Origin of the sequence: Tsukamurella sp. 1534 (assembly GCF_000312385.1) — a bacterium.
Classification (GTDB): domain Bacteria; phylum Actinomycetota; class Actinomycetes; order Mycobacteriales; family Mycobacteriaceae; genus Tsukamurella.
Genome location: NZ_HE997626.1, coordinates 2340944 through 2358029, shown reverse-complemented (window position 1 = coordinate 2358029; position 17086 = coordinate 2340944). Strand labels below are relative to the sequence as shown.

At 72.0% G+C, this 17086-nt stretch carries 14 protein-coding genes; 10 read left to right on the top strand and 4 right to left on the bottom strand.

All coding sequences use genetic code 11. The features are described 5' to 3' along the window. The first annotated feature begins 5 nt into the window (after positions 1 to 5). From BN39_RS11500 to BN39_RS22250, 4 genes are all read left to right on the top strand, one after another. Positions 6 to 1448, top strand: a complete 1443-nt coding sequence (locus tag BN39_RS11500) for a condensation domain-containing protein (protein ID WP_019202552.1) — start codon at positions 6 to 8, stop codon at positions 1446 to 1448. A gap of 132 nt (positions 1449 to 1580) precedes the next feature. Beyond that, entirely contained in the window at positions 1581 to 3389 is a 1809-nt protein-coding gene (locus BN39_RS11495) for an acetyl/propionyl/methylcrotonyl-CoA carboxylase subunit alpha (RefSeq protein WP_019202551.1), read from the top strand. Further along, on the top strand, positions 3390 to 3617 hold the full coding sequence (locus BN39_RS11490) for a hypothetical protein (protein WP_019202550.1): 228 nt from the start codon (positions 3390 to 3392) through the stop codon (positions 3615 to 3617). A gap of 43 nt (positions 3618 to 3660) precedes the next feature. Next, on the top strand, positions 3661 to 4062 hold the full coding sequence (locus tag BN39_RS22250; RefSeq protein WP_019202549.1) for a hypothetical protein: 402 nt from the start codon (positions 3661 to 3663) through the stop codon (positions 4060 to 4062). A 4-nt stretch (positions 4063 to 4066) separates the two neighbouring features. Here BN39_RS22250 and BN39_RS11480 read toward each other — a convergent pair whose 3' ends face one another. Beyond that, the gene (locus tag BN39_RS11480; protein ID WP_019202548.1) at positions 4067 to 4657 is read right to left on the bottom strand and encodes a helix-turn-helix transcriptional regulator; all 591 of its coding nucleotides are present in this window, start codon (positions 4655 to 4657) and stop codon (positions 4067 to 4069) included. Between the two features lie 126 nt (positions 4658 to 4783). Between BN39_RS11480 and BN39_RS11475 the strand changes: the two genes are divergently transcribed. From BN39_RS11475 to BN39_RS11465, 3 genes are all read left to right on the top strand, one after another. Then, the gene (locus BN39_RS11475) at positions 4784 to 5341 is read left to right on the top strand and encodes an NADPH-dependent FMN reductase (RefSeq protein ID WP_019202547.1); all 558 of its coding nucleotides are present in this window, start codon (positions 4784 to 4786) and stop codon (positions 5339 to 5341) included. A gap of 124 nt (positions 5342 to 5465) precedes the next feature. Continuing rightward, positions 5466 to 6116: a TetR/AcrR family transcriptional regulator gene (locus BN39_RS11470; RefSeq protein ID WP_019202546.1), complete on the top strand. Its 651-nt coding sequence runs from the start codon at positions 5466 to 5468 to the stop codon at positions 6114 to 6116. After that, on the top strand, positions 6100 to 7749 hold the full coding sequence (locus BN39_RS11465; protein WP_019202545.1) for an acyl-CoA dehydrogenase family protein: 1650 nt from the start codon (positions 6100 to 6102) through the stop codon (positions 7747 to 7749). The genes BN39_RS11470 and BN39_RS11465 overlap by 17 nt, the downstream gene beginning before the upstream one ends. 22 nt (positions 7750 to 7771) lie before the next feature. Here the strand turns inward: BN39_RS11465 and BN39_RS11460 are convergent, their stop codons facing one another. Further along, positions 7772 to 8137, bottom strand: coding sequence for a VOC family protein (locus BN39_RS11460; protein ID WP_019202544.1), 366 nt, complete (start codon positions 8135 to 8137; stop codon positions 7772 to 7774). 190 nt (positions 8138 to 8327) lie between these two features. Between BN39_RS11460 and BN39_RS11455 the strand changes: the two genes are divergently transcribed. Together BN39_RS11455 and BN39_RS11450 are read left to right on the top strand one after the other, a co-directional pair. Next, a complete protein-coding gene (locus tag BN39_RS11455) occupies positions 8328 to 9215 on the top strand; it encodes a DUF222 domain-containing protein (protein WP_040766200.1) in 888 nt (295 codons plus the stop codon). Further along, complete coding sequence (locus BN39_RS11450; RefSeq protein ID WP_019202543.1) at positions 9163 to 10161, top strand: HNH endonuclease signature motif containing protein; 999 nt, start codon at positions 9163 to 9165, stop codon at positions 10159 to 10161. Before BN39_RS11455 ends, BN39_RS11450 begins: the two co-directional genes overlap by 53 nt. A 20-nt stretch (positions 10162 to 10181) precedes the next feature. Here the strand turns inward: BN39_RS11450 and BN39_RS11445 are convergent, their stop codons facing one another. Together BN39_RS11445 and BN39_RS11440 are read right to left on the bottom strand one after the other, a co-directional pair. Beyond that, the gene (locus tag BN39_RS11445; RefSeq protein ID WP_019202542.1) at positions 10182 to 10799 is read right to left on the bottom strand and encodes an LGFP repeat-containing protein; all 618 of its coding nucleotides are present in this window, start codon (positions 10797 to 10799) and stop codon (positions 10182 to 10184) included. Between the two features lie 142 nt (positions 10800 to 10941). After that, complete coding sequence (locus BN39_RS11440) at positions 10942 to 12366, bottom strand: carboxylesterase/lipase family protein (RefSeq protein WP_081586004.1); 1425 nt, start codon at positions 12364 to 12366, stop codon at positions 10942 to 10944. Positions 12367 to 12552: 186 nt separating this feature from the next. Between BN39_RS11440 and BN39_RS11435 the strand changes: the two genes are divergently transcribed. Next, entirely contained in the window at positions 12553 to 17073 is a 4521-nt protein-coding gene (locus tag BN39_RS11435) for an ATP-dependent helicase (protein ID WP_019202540.1), read from the top strand. Positions 17074 to 17086: the final 13 nt, after the last annotated feature.

The following is a 17086-nucleotide window of genomic DNA, read 5'->3' as shown; positions in this document are numbered from 1 at the left end:
GCGCCATGCAGTTCACCGAGATCGACGCCTACCCCCTCCGCCCGGGGGAGCTCCGCAACTGGATTCCCAGGACGGGCCCCGCGGCGCGGTGGCGCGACGACCCGCGCGCGACGTCGCACGTGCACGAGGCGCACCTGCGCGGCGCGCTGTCGATCCAGCGTCGCCGGCACATCGACGGCGGCCGGGAGTCCTGGCTCGGGCTGGGCATCGAGTTCGACGAGCCGCTGTCGATCCCCGGCCTGCGCAGCGCCCTGCGGGCGTGGATCGACCGGCACGAGGTGCTCCGCACCCACGTCTTCATGGAGGAGGGTAAGCCGCGGCGCCGGAGCGCGCAGACGGACACAGTCGACCTCAAGGTCCAGACGGTCGGCACCTACCGCTCGGCCGGGCCCCTCGCGGAGCAGCTGCTGGGAGAGTTCGACCGGGCGACGGCGCCCCTCACCTGGCCCGCGTACCTGTTCTCGACGGTGTCCCGCGAGGACTCGTTCACCCTGTTCTTCGCCGCGGACCACTCGCTGATGGACGGGTACTCCCTGATCCTGAGCCCGCACGAGCTGCGGGAGCTGTACCGGCAGGCCGTGCACGGGGTGGAGGCGCGGCTGCTGCCCACGGGCAGCTACGTGGACTACTCGGACGACGACCGGCAGACGGCCGACCGGGCCACGGCGACGCATCCCGCGGCGCGGATGTGGCAGGAGTACCTCACGGAGACGTCGTTCCTGCCGTCCCCGTTCCCCATGCCGCTGCTGCCGCCGAGCGCCAAGAGCCTGGCCGGCGAGACCCTCGCCGCGCTGAGCAGGGATCCCGACGGGGTGCCGCGGCTGCCGCAGGCCGCCCTGAACTTCCACCTGCTGGACGACGAGCGGGCCAACAACTTCACCCGGGTGTGCTCGGAGTCCGGCGCCTCGCTCGTGACCGGCGTGCTCGCGTGCATGGCGAAGATCAACACCGACCTCGGCTTCGGGCCGGTGTTCCGCTGCGCGGTCACCCGGCACACGCGGGACGCGGAGCAGTGGATCGCGGCGCTGGGCTGGTTCGTGGGCATCGCCCCGTTCCGCCTGGACACGACGGGCAGCCGCGGCTTCGGTGACCTGGCGCAGCGCGCCCAGACGGAGTGGCGCCGCTCCAAGGCGGGCAGCACCCTGCCCTACCTGCGGATCGGCGAGGTGCTGGGCGGCGCCCCTCCCCCGCAGTTCGTGGTCTCCTTCATGGACACCCGGTCGGCGCCCGGGTCGGCCGTGAACGACGACGGCGGCGCCGGCGCGCTGCGATCGCGGGACTACTCCATCGAGGACGTGTACCTGTGGATGCTGCGGACGCCGTCCGGTCTGCACGTCGCGGCGAGGTTCCCGGGACTCGCCACCGCGAGCCGGAGTGTCACTCTGTACCTCGGCGCGCTACGTTCGATGTTGACCGAAATAGGCGATGCTGCGGTTACTCGCGGGTAACTCGACCCGTTGGGGGACTGTCGTCTGCACCACAGCCGCCGGGGCATAGACTCGTCGAGAGCTACGGCCCCCGGCGGGCCGATACAACGGCGCGCGCGGGATACCGCGCCGGCACGGAACCGAGGAGATTGAGTGGCAGCCCACGCCGATAAGAAGATCGAGAAGGTACTCATCGCCAACCGTGGCGAGATCGCGGTGCGTGTCATCCGCGCCGCTCGGGACGCCGGCCTGACCAGCGTCGCCGTGTACGCGGAGCCCGACGCCGGTGCCAAGTTCGTGCGCCTGGCCGACGAGGCGTTCGCCCTGGGCGGCCAGACCTCCGCCGAGTCGTACCTGGTGTTCGACAAGATCCTCGACGCCGCGAAGAAGTCCGGCGCCGACGCGATCCACCCGGGCTACGGTTTCCTGTCGGAGAACTCCGACTTCGCGCAGGCCGTGATCGACGCGGGGCTGACCTGGATCGGCCCCTCGCCCGCGTCCATCCGCGACCTGGGCGACAAGGTCACCGCCCGGCACATCGCCGAGCGCGCCAACGCGCCGATGGCCCCCGGCACCAAGGATCCGGTCAAGGACGCCGACGAGGTCGTCGCCTTCGCACAGGAGCACGGCGTGCCCGTCGCCATCAAGGCGGCTTTCGGCGGCGGCGGCCGCGGCATGAAGGTCGCGTACACGATCGAGGAGATCCCGGACCTGTTCGAGTCGGCCACCCGCGAGGCCGTCGCGGCCTTCGGGCGCGGCGAGTGCTTCGTGGAGCGCTACCTGGACAAGGCCCGCCACGTCGAGGCGCAGGTCATCGCCGATCAGCACGGCAACGTCGTCGTCGCCGGCACCCGCGACTGCTCGCTGCAGCGCCGCTTCCAGAAGCTGGTCGAGGAGGCGCCCGCGCCCTTCCTCACCGAGGAGCAGCGCGCCCGCATCCACCAGTCGGCGAAGGACATCTGCCGCGAGGCCGGCTACTACGGCGCCGGCACGGTCGAGTTCCTCGTCGCCGCCGACGGCCTGGTCAGCTTCCTGGAGGTGAACACCCGCCTGCAGGTGGAGCACCCCGTCACGGAGGAGACCGCCGGCATCGACCTGGTGCGCGAGCAGTTCCGCATCGCCGAGGGACAGAAGCTGGACATCTCCGAGGACCCCACCCCGCGCGGCCACTCGTTCGAGTTCCGCATCAACGGTGAGGACGCGGGCCGCGGCTTCCTGCCCGCCCCCGGCCCGATCAGCGTGTACCGCGAGCCCACCGGCCCCGGCGTGCGCGTCGACTCCGGCGTGGACCAGGGCGACGTCATCGGCGGCCAGTTCGACTCGATGCTCGCCAAGCTCATCGTGACCGGCGCGACCCGCCAGGAGGCGCTGGAGCGCTCGCGGCGCGCGCTGGCCGAGTTCGAGGTCGAGGGCCTCGCGACGGTCATCCCGTTCCACCGCCACATCGTCTCCAACCCGGCCTTCGTGGGCGACGAGAACGGCTTCGAGGTCTACACCAAGTGGATCGAGACCGATTGGGAGAACCCGATCGAGCCGTACACCGGCGGCCAGGCCATCGAGGACGACGACGCGCTGCCGCGGCAGAACGTGGTCGTGGTGGTCGACGGCCGCCGCGTCGAGGTGTCGCTGCCCGGCGAGCTGTCGCTCGGCGGCGGCGGTGCCGCGGGCGGTGCCGGCGTCATCCGCCGCAAGCCGAAGCCGCGCAGCCGCGACCGCAACGCGGGCGTCGCCGCGACGGGCGATTCCGTCACCGCGCCCATGCAGGGCACCGTCGTGAAGGTCTCCGTCGAGGAGGGCCAGCAGGTCAAGGCGGGCGATCTGGTCGTGGTCCTGGAGGCCATGAAGATGGAGAACCCCGTCGCCGCGCACAAGGACGGCATCGTGGCCGGCCTGGCCGTCGAGCCCGGCACCGCGGTCACCCAGGGCACCGTGCTGCTCGAGATCAAGTCGGACGAGGAGTAGTTGGACCCGATCGGGCTCAACGTCGGCGCGTTCTACCTGACCGCGCTGCGGGAGGACGACTGGCTCGCGGACTCCGCCTACGCGTGGGCGGTCCGCGAGGCCACGACGGGCGACTCCATCGGGGAGGTCGTGCTCACACCCGACGGTGCCGTGCGCACCGTCGGGGCCGAGAGCGAGGGCCTCACCACGGCCCGCGAGGCCGTGGAACGTTTCGGCGCGTCGCTGTAGCGAAATCCCTCCGTCCGGGGCCCCCAGGGGCCATGATCGAGGCATGGCCAAGAAGCGCGAGCCCGAGCCGCCCCCGCCGTCCATCTCCGGTTCTGTGAACGATCTGGTGGACTCGGTGCGGTCGGCGGCGGGCCGGGCCCTGGACAACACGGGCCGCACGGTGACCAGCGTGGGCAAGCTCAGCACCATCCCGCCGGACACGATCGAGCTGATCGCGGAACTGCCCAAGGTGATGCTCGCGATGGCCGACATGATCGAGCGCGCCAACGCGGTGATCGATCGCGCCGAGCGTCTCACGGCCATCGCCGATCCCGCGCTCAACACCCTCGACGCGGTGCTCCCGCCCCTGGTCGAGGTGACCGACAAGCTCAGCGACGTGCAGCGGGGCGTGAACAAGCTCCCCGGGGTGAGCCACCTCCGCAAGGCCGCCCGCCTCGACGAGTGAGCGGTTACTCCCCCGCCGCGTCCCCGGCGACGTGATGCGCGCGCTCGCCCTGCGGGCCGTAGATGCCGAGGTACTCGACGGGCCGCCCGTCGGCGCTGCCGAACCAGTGCGGCAGTCGGGTGTCGAACTCGATCACCTCGCCCGGCTTGATCACCAGGTCCTTCTCGCCGAGGATCAGCCGCAGGTTGCCGTCGAGCACGTACAGCCAGTGGTAGCCGGGGTGCGAGACCTGCGTGCGCGTCTCGGCGCCGGCACCCTTCCGCGGCCGGATGATCTCCTTGAACGTCCGCAGGCCGCCGGCCCGGCGGGTGAGCGGGACGATGGTGCGGTCGCCGCGGCGGATCGGCGTGAGCCGCACCCGGGGGTCCCCCGTCTCCGGCGCGTCCACCAGTTCGTCGAGCGGGAGCCCGTAGGTGCGGGCGAGTGGCAGCAGGAGTTCGAGAGTCGGTTTGCGCGAACCGCTTTCGAGGCGTGAGAGCGTGCTCACCGAGATCCCCGTCGCCTCGGACACCGCTGCGAGCGTGATATCGCGCTCCTGCCGGATCGCCCGCAGGCGGGGCCCGACGTGCTCGAGGACGGGATCGGTGTCGGTCATGTCGCCATTGTGCCGAACCCGCCCCGGTCCGTTCGTCGTCAGACCTATCGGACCGCGGTCCGTTACGGTACGGTGGAATCGACGCCCGGACCGGCCGGGCCGCAGACTTCTCGAGAGGACATCACTATGAAGATCGGCATCGTCCTGGGCTCCATCCGCGACGGCCGGAAGTCCGACGAGGTGGGCCGGTGGGTCGCCGAGGCCACCGCCGCACGCGAGGACGTCGAGGTCACCGTGCTCGACCTGCGGGAGTTCGACGTGCCGCTCCTGACCTCGGCCACCGTCCCCGGCGCGGCGAACCGCCAGTACGACGACGAGGCGGTGACCGCGTGGGGCCGCGCCGTCGACGAGCAGGACGGCTTCGTCTTCGTCACCCCGGAGTACAACCACTCCATCCCGGGCGCGTTCAAGAACGCCTTCGACTCGATCGGCCCGGAGTGGGCCGGCAAGACCGTCGGCTTCGTGGCCTACGGCGCCGACGGCGGCGTGCGCGCCGTGGAGCACTGGCGGCAGATCACCGCCAACTTCTCCATGGTGGACGCCCGCGCGCAGGTCAGCCTGGGCCTGTTCACCGATTTCGACGGCGAGGGACACTTCACGCCGCTCGACCGGCGCGCCGGCGAGCTGACCGGCCTCCTCGACGAGCTCACGGCCGCCACCGCGCGGCACCTGGCGTCCGTCTAGTCCGGGCCCGCACGAGACCCTCCCGCCCGGCCGGCGGGAGGGTCTCGTCGTCTCCGCCGGGCACCCTTGCGTGTGAGCCGCACCACGCGATACTCTGAATCCGAATTCGAAACTTGGAGCGGTGATGGTCTACAGGCAGACGGAGCGCGTCGCGACGCGACTCGCCCAGCGGCGCGCCGAGATCGTCGACGCCGCGTGCCACCTGGTCGCCGAGGGCGGCTTCGGCAACGCCAAGGTCGGCGCCATCGCGCAGGCGGCCGGCGTGAGCGTGGGCTCGGTGTACAGCCATTTCGACGGGATCGACGGCGTGCACGCCGAGGTGTTCGCCGTGTTCGCCGGCCGCGAATTACAGCGCACCGCAGCCGATCTCAGCGATCCCGCGAATCCGCGCGCGGCGATCGCGTCCCAGGTCCGCGGCTTCGGCACCCGCGCGCTCCGCGCCCCCGTGCTGGCGTGGGCGCTGCTGCTCGAGCCCGCGGGCACCGTCATCGAGGAGTTGCGTCGCAGCTACCGGGACGGCCACGCCGCGCTCGCCGCCGAGCGCATCGCCGCGGGCGTCGCCGCGGGTGCCTTCCCGCCGCAGGACGCCCGCGTGACGGGCGCCGCGATCGTCGGCGCCATCGCCGAGACCCTGGTCCGCCCGCTCTCGCCGGGGACCGCCGCCGAGCCGCCCGAGAACACCATCGACGAGGCGATCGCCTTCTGCCTCCGCGCCGTCGGCGCCGCCCCCGAAACCCCCGCACCAGGAGATGATCCGCATGCCCGCCACCCATGACGTGTTCAACCAGGCCACGCCGCTCACCGATTACGACGCCGCGCAGTACCCCGCGCTCGTCGACGCCGTGCGCGCGGCCGGGGCGACGGATTCGCTCGAGGAGATCCACGCCGTCGGCCGCCGCGCGGGCGGCGCAGAGGCGATCGAGTGGGGCGAGCTGGCGAACGCGCACCCGCCCGTGCTCACGACGCACGATCGGTTCGGCCACCGGGTCGACGAGGTGACCTACGATCCGTCGTACCACCGGCTCATGGCCGCCGCGATCGAGCAGGGCCTGCACGCGGCGCCGTGGGCCTCGAACAGCCCGCACGCGCACCTGACCCGCGCGGCGAAGTTCTCGGTGTGGACGGCCGTCGACGCCGGGCACACGTGCCCGATCTCCATGACCTACGCCGCCGTTCCCGCACTGCGGCACAGCCCGGACCTGGCGGCGGTGTACGAGCCGCTGCTCTCCTCCCCCGTCTACGATCCGGTGCTCGGCGCCCCCACGAGCAAGCCCGGCCTGACCGCGGGCATGTCGATGACGGAGAAGCAGGGCGGCTCCGATGTGCGCGCCGGCACCACCCGGGCCGTCCCGCAGCCCGACGGCTCGTACCTGCTGACCGGACACAAGTGGTTCACCTCCGCGCCGATGTCCGACGTCTTCCTCACCCTCGCGCAGGCGCCCGGCGGCCTCAGTTGCTTTCTGGTGCCGCGGATCCTGCCCGACGGTGCACGCAACCGGTTCCACCTCCAGCGCCTCAAGGACAAGCTGGGCAACCACAGCAACGCCAGCTCGGAGATCGAGTACGACGGCGCCGTCGGCAGCCTCGTGGGCGAGGAGGGCGCGGGCGTGCGCACCATCGTGGAGATGGTGAACATGACGCGGCTCGACTGCACGATCGGTTCCGCCGCGCTCATGCGGATCGGCACCCAGCAGGCGGCGCACCACGCAGCGCACCGGCACGCCTTCGGCGCCGCGCTCGCCGATCAGCCGCTGATGCGGAACGTGCTGGCGGACTTGGCCACCGAGGCGGAGGCCGCGACCACGGTGTCGATGTGGCTCGCCGAGCTCACCGACCTCGCGCAGGCGGGGGCGACGATGCCCGACGGTTCCGAGGCCGCGGACCTGCGCCGGATCGCACTGGCCGTCAGCAAGTTCCACGTGTGCAAGCGCGGTCCGATCCACGCCGCGGAGGCCATCGAGTGTTTCGGCGGCAACGGGTACGTGGAGGAGTCCGGCATGCCGCGGCTCTACCGCGAGGCTCCGCTGCTGTCGATCTGGGAGGGCTCGGGCAACGTGGCCGCGCTCGACGTGCTGCGCGCCGCGGCACGCCGGCCGGCCAGTGTGGCGGCACTGTTCGGCTTCCTCGACGGTGCCGCCGGCGCCGACGAGCGGCTCGACGCCGCCGTGGCGCACCTCAAGTCCGACCTCGGCGACCTCGACCAGCTGGAGTACCGCGCCCGTCGCGTGGTCGAGTCCGCGGCGCTCGCGATCCAGGGCGCGCTACTGGTGACCCGCGGCGAGCAGGCGGCGGCCGACGCCTTCTGCGCAACCCGACTCGGCTCCGACTGGGGCGGCGTCTTCGGCACCCTCCCGCGCGGCCTCGACGTGGGCACCCTCATCGACCGCGCCACCCCCAAGGTCGGCTGACGGCCGGCAGGGGACGCGCGGCTCAGTCCACCGGGGACACCCGGATGAGGTTGCCGTCGGGGTCCGCGATCACGAACGTGCGGCCGAAGACGGCGTCGTAGGGCTCTTCCACGACACGGACCCCCTTCGCGACCCAGTTCGTGAAGGTCTCGTCGATCGCGGCCGCGCCGCCCGGCACCATCAGGCCGAGTTCGCTCGTGCGAGGGGTGCTCGGGACCACGTGTTCGCCGCCTCCCGTCCACACCGCGAACAGGACGCCGGGGGCCACGTCGAAGGCCACGTAGTGGGGACTGACGAAGCTCGGTTCGATCTCGAACAGCCTGCTGTAGAACGCCGTAGCGGCCTCGGCGTCACGGACGTAGATCAGGAACAGGTTCGGTGCGGGCATGGAGCGCTCCTCGGTTCGGTGGATTCTCGGTACCGCTCCAGTCGACATCCTCCTCCGGTCAGGTTCTGTCACCTGTTCCGCAGACGTCGGCCTCCGTTCGGAAGGTGAGGTCGGAAGATTCTGTGCAGGAGAAGAATTCCGTTCGTGTTTGAGGTAGCAATATCTGCGCGAGCGGAGTAGTATCGAATGTATGAGCACAGCAGACGATGGATTCGAACACGGGAGGGCGGTCCGTCGGCCGCTGCCGCCCGAGTTCGGGGATGTCGCCGGCCTGGATGCGGCCGCCCTGCTGGCCGACCTGCGCTCGCTGCTGGTGGAGGCGAACCGGTTGGAGGCGCGGAAGAACGCGGTGCTCTCCCAACTGTTCGCGGTCCGTGACGATGCCCGACGGTGCCGGGTCGAGTCCGATCGCCGGTTCGTCGGGGACTGGGACGAACTGGTCGCCGAGGCGGGTGCGGTGCTGCAGGTCGGGCGGGGCGGCGCCTCCGCGGCCGTGCACCGCGGCCTCGACCTCCGCGAACGCCTCCCGCACGTTTTCGCGGTCTGCGCCACCGGGATCGTGACGAACCAGCAGCTGTACGCCGTGCTGCGCTATGCGTCGGCGATCATCGACGATCGCGTGCTCCACGAGTTCGACGTCCGCATGGCCGCCTGGCTCTCCGGCACTCTCGCCGACCCCGATGTCGCCGTCACCGCTGCTGCCGTAGAGGAGGCCGCGAAGCAGGTTCTGGTGCGGATCGACATCGATGCCGTGCCGCAGGTGCCGGAGAAGAAGCCCCGCTTCGGCATCGACATGCACGCGCGCGCGGACGGCACCGTCGATGTCGAAGCGATCATCCCGAAGGCGGACGGGATCCGGTTCGCCGCTCTGCTGGCAGAGATGCTGAAGACCACCTGCCGCAAAGACCCCCCGCACCCTCGGCGAACGACAGGTCGCCGCCCACGCCGCCCTGATCGAGGGCTACGAGACTCTCGGCTGCCAGTGTTCCGACGATGCCTGCCGGTTCAAGGAACGCCGCCCACGGGTGGCGGCGATCGCCCCGGAGATGAGGGCGCTGGCGTTGATCGTCCTCAATGAATCCGACCTCCGCACACCGGAACTCGCCGCGGCCGAACCCCAGCCCGCCGCCACTGCTGCTGCGGTCGATGACGTGATCACCCTGTTCGAACCGACCGCCGCCGAAGACACCACGACCGATGCGGACGACGTAGACGAAACCGGGGACATCGCCTCCGGCGACTCAGGTGCACAGCGCGCGTCGACGCCTCCGGACTCGTCGGGCGCGGCGTATATGGTGTGCGACGAACTCGGGATCTCCGGGCCGGTCACCGCGGAGCAGGCGAACGATCTGATCGCCGAGTGCGACACCACCATCCGGGCCCTCGGTAAACGAGACCCCGCCACTGGAGACATCCACCTCACCGGCGCCTCCGGCTACACACCCACCCAATACCAACTCCTGGTGATGCGGTTGACCTACCCGACGTGCGTGTTCCCCGGCTGCAGCGTGCCGTCCACCCGTTGCCAGGCCGACCACGTCGCCGAATACGACCACCGCAACCCCGCACGCGGCGGCCGGACAACAGTCGCCGGGAAACACGGCCCCGGAAACCTGGTACCGCTCTGCGGATTCCACCACCGCATCAAAACCGAAACCGGATGGCTGTCCGACATCCTCGACGACGGCACCGTCGAATGGCGTCATCCCGCCGGCGGTATCTGGCTCACCCCACCCGGCGCCGCCCAGGAGATCCTGCCCGGACTCGGGAGACTCATCTGGGACACCCCTGCCCGCACCCTGAACGAGGAACCCGAACAGCCGCAGACTTTCGACACCCACGCCGAACACCGCGCCCAACAACGCCGCGACGAACGCACCCGCAACCGCCGCATCCGCCTCGACAAGGCCACGAAGCGCGCCGAAGAACGCCTCCGGAAGGAACTCGAACGCCAGCGCGAACACGCCGAGGAACAGGGCGTCGAATTCGTCCCGAACACCGAACCCGAACCCCCACCCTTCTGATCAGGCTGGGCGGATCAGGTTCACGGCCAGGTGATCACACCGCGCTGGAACTGCTGCGAGAAGCCGGTCGAGGTCTTGATCTCCGGCCCCACCGGGTACCCGTACTTGCCGGACTCGCGCTTCTCGGCCGACCACTTGACGAGGATCTCGCCCCACACGGGCCACGCGCCGCCACGGGGCGACCAGTAGATCGCGCCGCCCTGGAAGGCGTTCATGGCGCCGTTGACCGCGTTGAACGGGCCGCGGGACTGCATCTCGTCGGAGATGGGGAAGCCGAGCGGGCCACGCTCCCAGTTGTTCTCGCCCCACTTCGCGCGGATCGCGCCGCCCACCTGGTGGGCGTTCCCGCCGTCGGCGCTCGGATGCCAGTAGAAGGAGGTCTGCTCTTTGAAGGTCTGGAACTTACCGCCGCGTGCGGCGTTCGACTCGGGGATGAGCGGCACACCCCAGCGCGCCCACCCGCCGGTCGCGAAGTACGACGTCTCGATCTGCCCCTTGACGAGGAAGCGGCCGACCTGCTGGTCGGCCTTGGCGATCGCGGTGACGGTGCCGCTGATGCCGACGGCGAGCGCGGCGGCGGCCACGGCACCTCGCATCCAGGCGCGACGGTGACTGATCGACAGGGCGTGCGTGGTCATACCTTCTCCTTAGATTCGACCTCAAAATCATCATGAATCACAGGAGTCACACAGGCAACAACTGGTGAGGGCGTGTCGGCGACGAATCCACCGACACGCCCTCTCGCCGGTCGGTCACGGGAGCGGTCTCAGTACGGCGTCCTCAGAAGGTCCAGGCCCCGAGGACCTCGGTGTTCCGCTCGGCGGCGGGCCCGAACACCCGCACGTCGGCCTCCGAACGGAACGGACGCCAGTCCTCCGACGGCGAACCGGTCTCGATGAACCGCATCCACAGGCCGTGCATCTCGTCGGCCAGCGCCTGCGGCGCACCGTCGCCGCCGTACAGGGTGAAACCCGGGTCCGCGAGGTTGTCGAAGGTGAAGCCCAGGTCGAGCGTGTGCATCGACCGCCGGGTGTGGATGCTCGACGGCCACGTGAAGGAGTACGCGTGGCAGTTCTCGCCCTGCCCGTGCTGCGCCGCGTACGACGGTCCGCAGAACACGGCGTCCGAGAGCACCTGGAGGAAGATCTCCCCCGGGTCGAGGACGCCGTCGTAGACCTGGACGTAGGCATCGAGCACGGCCGGCTTCGCACTCAGCTTCCGCACCAGCCCCGCGGCGTGTTCCAGTACACGGTCCTTCGGCACGAAATCGCCGAACACCCGCCAGAAGTCGGACTCGTTGCGGTTGTGGCCGATCAGCATCCGCACCGGAACCGGGCCGTCCGCCAGGCGGGCCGCCGGGCTCTCCACGAGGAGATCGCCGTCGATCACGGGGAAGAACACCGTGAGGATGTTGTGCGGGCTGAGTGTGCGCAGCAGCTTCGCCACCGCGGCCGCCGATTCCCTCGGGTCCCGGCCGCGCAGGGCCTTCGCCGTGAGGTCCACACCGAGGGCAGGGGCGAGGACGGCCGCCGCCTTCGCGGCCGTCGCGCGGTCCACCGCCATGCCGATCCCCGACTCGCAGATCACCTGCCGGAACAGCGTTCCCGCGTACGCCGTGGTGGCGAGCGTCGACGCGCACTGCGCGCCCGCCGATTCGCCGCCGATCGTGACCCGCTGCGAATCCCCTCCGAAGGCAGCGATGTTCGCCTGCACCCACCGCAGCGCCGCGATCTGATCGTGCAGGCCGCGGTTGTCCGGGGCGTCGGGGAGGTGCGTGAACCCCTCGAGCCCCACCCGGTAGTTCGCCGAGACGAACACCGCGCCGTCGCGCGCGAACGCGGTACCGTCGAACAACGACTGCGCGGTACTGCCCATCGCGGACGAGCCGCCGTAGAACCACACGTAGACGGGCAGCCCCGAATCCGGGCGCGCATCGACCGGCGCCCACACGTTGAGGGTCAGCCAGCGGTCGCCCTCGATCACGGGGTACGTGTACGGGGCGGGCAATTCCATGGAGGCGGGCGGGGTGGGCCCGAACCCCGTGGCCTGGAACGGCGCGGGCAACCGGTCGACGGGCTCGGGGAGCCGGAACCGGCGCGGCCCCACCGGTGGCTGCGCGAACGGGATCCCGAGGAACCGCGCGACCCCCTTCACCAGGGCTCCGTGGATCTGTCCTGCCGGACATTCGACAACGGGCTCGCCCATTCTCCACACCACCTTCAGTGGGGGCCGCCCGCCGCACCGGAGACGACCCGTTCGGACTCCTGTTTGCGATTGAAACAGCGCCGGTCCGTGCGCGTCGACGGCGCCGGCCCTTGCGGCTGAACCGGTGCAATCCGCGGACAAATGCGGATAACGTCACCTGTCGGACACCTGCGTCATGATGGAGGCATGCCGGACGCCCTCCGGGCGTTCACGCCCGCCACCGCCGAATGGTTCGCCGAATCCTTCGCCGCCCCCACCTCTGCGCAGGAGGGCGCGTGGCGCTCCATCGCGAAGGGCGAGAACACCCTCGTCGTCGCCCCCACCGGCTCGGGGAAAACCCTGTCGGCCTTCCTGTGGGCACTGGACCGCCTGGCGGACCGCGCACCGTCGCACCCGCCCGACAGTGCCGCCGGCTCCCCACCCGGCACCTCCGTCCTGTACATCTCACCGCTCAAGGCCCTCGCGGTCGACGTGGAACGCAACCTGCGGGCCCCGCTCGCCGGGATCGCCCGGGTCCGCGAGCGCCGCGGCGAGCCCGCGCCGGACGTCAGCGTGGGCGTGCGCTCCGGGGACACCCCCGCCCAGCAGCGGCGGCAGCTGATCCGCAAGCCGCCGGACATCCTCATCACCACGCCGGAGTCCCTGTTCCTCATGCTCACCTCGCAGGCCCGGGAGACGCTGACGGACGTGCGCACCGTGATCGTGGACGAGGTGCACGCCGTGGCCGGCACCAAGCGCGGCACCCACCTCGCGCTGTCCCTGGAGCGGCTCGACGCGCTGCTCGACCGGCCCGCGCAGCGGATCGGGCTGTCCGCCACCGTCGAACCCGCGCAGGAGGTGGCGGCGTTCCTCGGCGGGCCCCGGCCGGCGGCCGTGGTCCGGCCGCCGTCGCAGAAGAAGTTCGAGCTCACCGTCACCGTCCCCGTGCCGGACATGACGGAGCTCGACGTGGCGCCCGAGGACGCGCCCGGCACCACCGGCCCCGCCCCGGTGTTCGACGGCGAGCCCGCCCCGCAGCAGCAGGGATCACTATGGCCGCACGTGGAATCGGCGATCGTGGACCTCATCGAGCGGCACCGCTCCACCATCGTGTTCGCCAACTCCCGCCGCCTCGCGGAACGCCTCACCGCGCGGATCAACGAGCTCGCAGCGAACGTGCACGCCGGCCCGCCGAACCCGTCAACCCCGGGCGGCGCCCCGTCGGTGCTCATGGCGAGCGGACAGAGCCACGGCGCGGAACCCGTTCTGGCGCGGGCCCATCACGGCTCGGTGAGCAAGGAGCAGCGCGCGATCATCGAGGACGATCTGAAGTCCGGGAGGCTGCGCTGCGTGGTGGCCACGTCCAGCCTGGAACTCGGGATCGACATGGGCGCCGTGGATCTGGTGATCCAGGTGGAGGCTCCGCCGTCGGTGGCCGCCGGGCTACAGCGGGTGGGCCGCGCCGGCCACCAGGTGGGCGAGCCCAGCCGCGGCGTGTTCTTCCCCAAGCACCGGACGGACCTGCTGCACAGCACAGTCACCGTGCAGCGGATGCGCGAGGGCACCATCGAGAGGCTCGCGGTCCCGCGCAACCCGCTCGACGTACTGGCGCAGCAGACGATCGCCGCCGCGGCGATGGACGTGCTGGACGTGCACGAGTGGCTGGCCCTGGTGCGCCGCGCGCATCCCTATGCCGCGCTGCCGGATTCCGCCTACGAGGCCACGCTCGACCTGCTGTCCGGGCGGTACCCGTCGGAGGACTTCGGCGAGCTCCGGCCGCGGGTGGTGTGGGACCGGGACGCGGGCACCCTCACGGGCCGGCCCGGCGCCGGGCGTCTCGCCGTGACCTCGGGCGGCGCCATCCCGGACCGCGGCATGTTCGGGGTGTTCATGGTGGGCGAGAAGGCCTCCCGCGTGGGCGAGCTCGACGAGGAGATGGTCTACGAGTCCCGCGTGGGCGACGTGTTCGCGCTCGGCGCCACCAGCTGGCGGATCGAGGAGATCACGCACGACAGGGTGCTCGTCTCCCCCGCCTTCGGCCAGCCCGGGCGGCTGCCGTTCTGGATCGGCGACACCGTCGGCCGCCCCGCCGAGCTGGGCCGCGCGATCGGCCGGTTCACCCGCGATTTCCAGTCCCTCGACGACGCCGGCCGCAGGGCGCGCGCAGCCGAAGTGGGCCTGGGCGAATGGGCCACGGACAACCTCGTCGCCCTGCTCGACGAGCAGGAGAGCGCCACGGGCGTGCTGCCCACGGACCGGACCCTCGTGGTGGAGCGGTTCCGGGACGAGCTCGGCGACTGGCGGGTGGTGCTGCACTCCCCGCTCGGGATGCGGGTGCACGCGCCCTGGGCGCTCGCGGTCGGCGCCCGCCTCAACGCCGAGCTGGGTCTGTCGGGCGCCGTCACCGCCACGGACGACGGGATCGTGGCCCGCCTCCCCGACACCGACGACGCGCCGCCCGGCGCCGAGCTGTTCCGGTTCGACCCCGACGAGATCGACGCGCTGGTCACCGAGGCCGTCGGTTCGAGCGCCCTGTTCGCGTCGCGGTTCCGCGAGTGCGCCGCCCGCGCGCTGCTACTACCGCGGCGGGATCCGGGCAAGCGCTCCCCGCTCTGGCAGCAGCGGCAACGCGCGAGCCAGCTGCTCGAGGTCGCGCGCGCCTACCCGGAGTTCCCCATCGTGCTCGAGGCCGTGCGCGAATGCCTGCAGGACGTCTACGACGTGCCCGAGCTGGTCACGATCCACCGGGCGCTCGAATCCCGGTCACTGCGGATCGCCGAGGTCGAGACCGTCGCGCCGTCGCCGTTCGCGGCCTCGCTGCTGTTCAGCTACGTGGGCGCCTTCATGTACGAGGGGGACGCGCCCCTGGCCGAGCGCCGCGCCGCGGTGCTGAGCCTGGACCCCGCGGTGCTGGCGCAGCTGCTCGGGCGGGTGGAGCTCACCGAGCTGCTCGACGCCGACATCCTGGCCGAGGTCGCCGCGCAGCTGCAGCGCACCGCCCCGGGCTACCGGGCCCGCAGCATCGAGCAGGTGTCGGACCTGATCCGCGAGCTCGGACCGCTCACCCGCGCGGAGGTCGCCGAGCGCTCCGAGGAGGTCCCCGGCGCCGCGGACGAGCTCGTCGCCGCGGGCCGGGTGTTCGAGTACGGCGACGGGTGGCTCGCCGCCGTCGAAGACGCCGCACGGCTGCGGGACGGCCTCGGCGTGCCCCTGCAGCCCGGGATCGCGTCGGCGTTCACGGAGGCCGTGCCGGACCCGATCGCGGACCTGGTGTCCCGCTACGCCCGGCGGCACGGGCCGTTCACGGCGGGCGAGGTCGCCCGCCGCCACGGCCTCGGCGTCGCCGTGGTGCAGCGCGCGCTGACCGACCTCCTCGCCGCCCGGCGAGTGATCGAGGGCCGGTTCGTCCCGGCCGACGACGACCTGCCCCAGTTCTGCGACGCCGAGGTGCTGCGCCGCATCCGCCAGCGCAGCCTGGCCCGGCTCCGGCAGGACGTGGAGCCCGTGTCGGAACGCGCCTACGCCGAGTTCCTCGCCGGCTGGCACCACCTGCGCGCTCCGCTGCGCGGCGTCGACGGCGTGGCCACCGTGATCGATCAGCTCGCGGGCGTGCCGATCCCCGCGTCGGCGTGGGAGTCGCTGATCCTGCCGCAGCGCGTCACGGACTACTCCCCCGCGATGCTCGACGAGCTCACCGGCACCGGCGAGGTGGTGTGGACGGGGCACGGCGCGATCGGCGCGCAGGACGGCTGGATCGCCTTCCACCCCGCGGATCTCGCGCCGCTGACCATCCCGCCGCCCGGGGCGCTGGACCCCGCCGAGGCGCACGAGGCGATCGAGGACGCGGTCCGCGGCGGCGGCGCCTACTTCTACCGGCAGCTCGCGGGCGCCACCCCCGAGGCGCTGTGGGACCTGGTGTGGGCGGGCCGGCTCACGGGCGACACCTTCGCGCCGGTCCGGGCGCGCCTCGCCGGCGGCCGCCGGAGCACGGCCCACCGCTCCCCGCGGCGCCCGCCGCGGGCCCGGTTCCGCGTGGCGGTGGACCAGGCGCCACCCATGCTCGCGGGGCGCTGGGGCCTGCCTCCGGCCCCGGACGACTCCGGCGCCACGGCGCAGTCGCACGCCGTCGCGGAGCAGTTGCTGGAGCGGTACGGCGTGGTCACCCGGGGGTCGGTCATGGCGGAGCACGTCGAGGGCGGGTTCGCGCGGGTGTACCGCACGCTGTCGGCGTTCGAGGAGTCCGGGAAGGCGCGGCGGGGGTACTTCATCGAACGGCTCGGGGCCGCGCAGTTCGCGCGGAACGGCACCGTCGACGCGCTGCGGGACACCGCGGCCGCCCTGGACCGCGCGGACCAGCGGTCCGAGCCCGCCGCGCCCCTGGTGCTCGCCGCCACCGATCCCGCGAACCCGTTCGGTGCCGCCCTGCCGTGGCCCGAGCGCCCCCAGCAGGGCGACGCACCGGGCGCGCGGCCGGGCCGCAAGCCGGGCGCCCTCGTCGTCCTGGCCGACGGTGCGCTGGCCCTCTTCGTCGAGCGCGGTGGGCGCACCCTGCTCACGTTCACCGACGCCCCCGAGGCCGCGCTCACCGCGCTCGCCGAGGCCGCTCCCCGGCTCGGGGGCCTCGCGATCGAGAAGGTCGACGGTGCGCCCGCCCTCACCTCCCCGCTCGCGGGCGCCCTCGCGGCGGCCGGCTTCGCCAGGACCCCGAAGGGCCTGCGCGTGCGGTGAGCCCGTCGGGGAG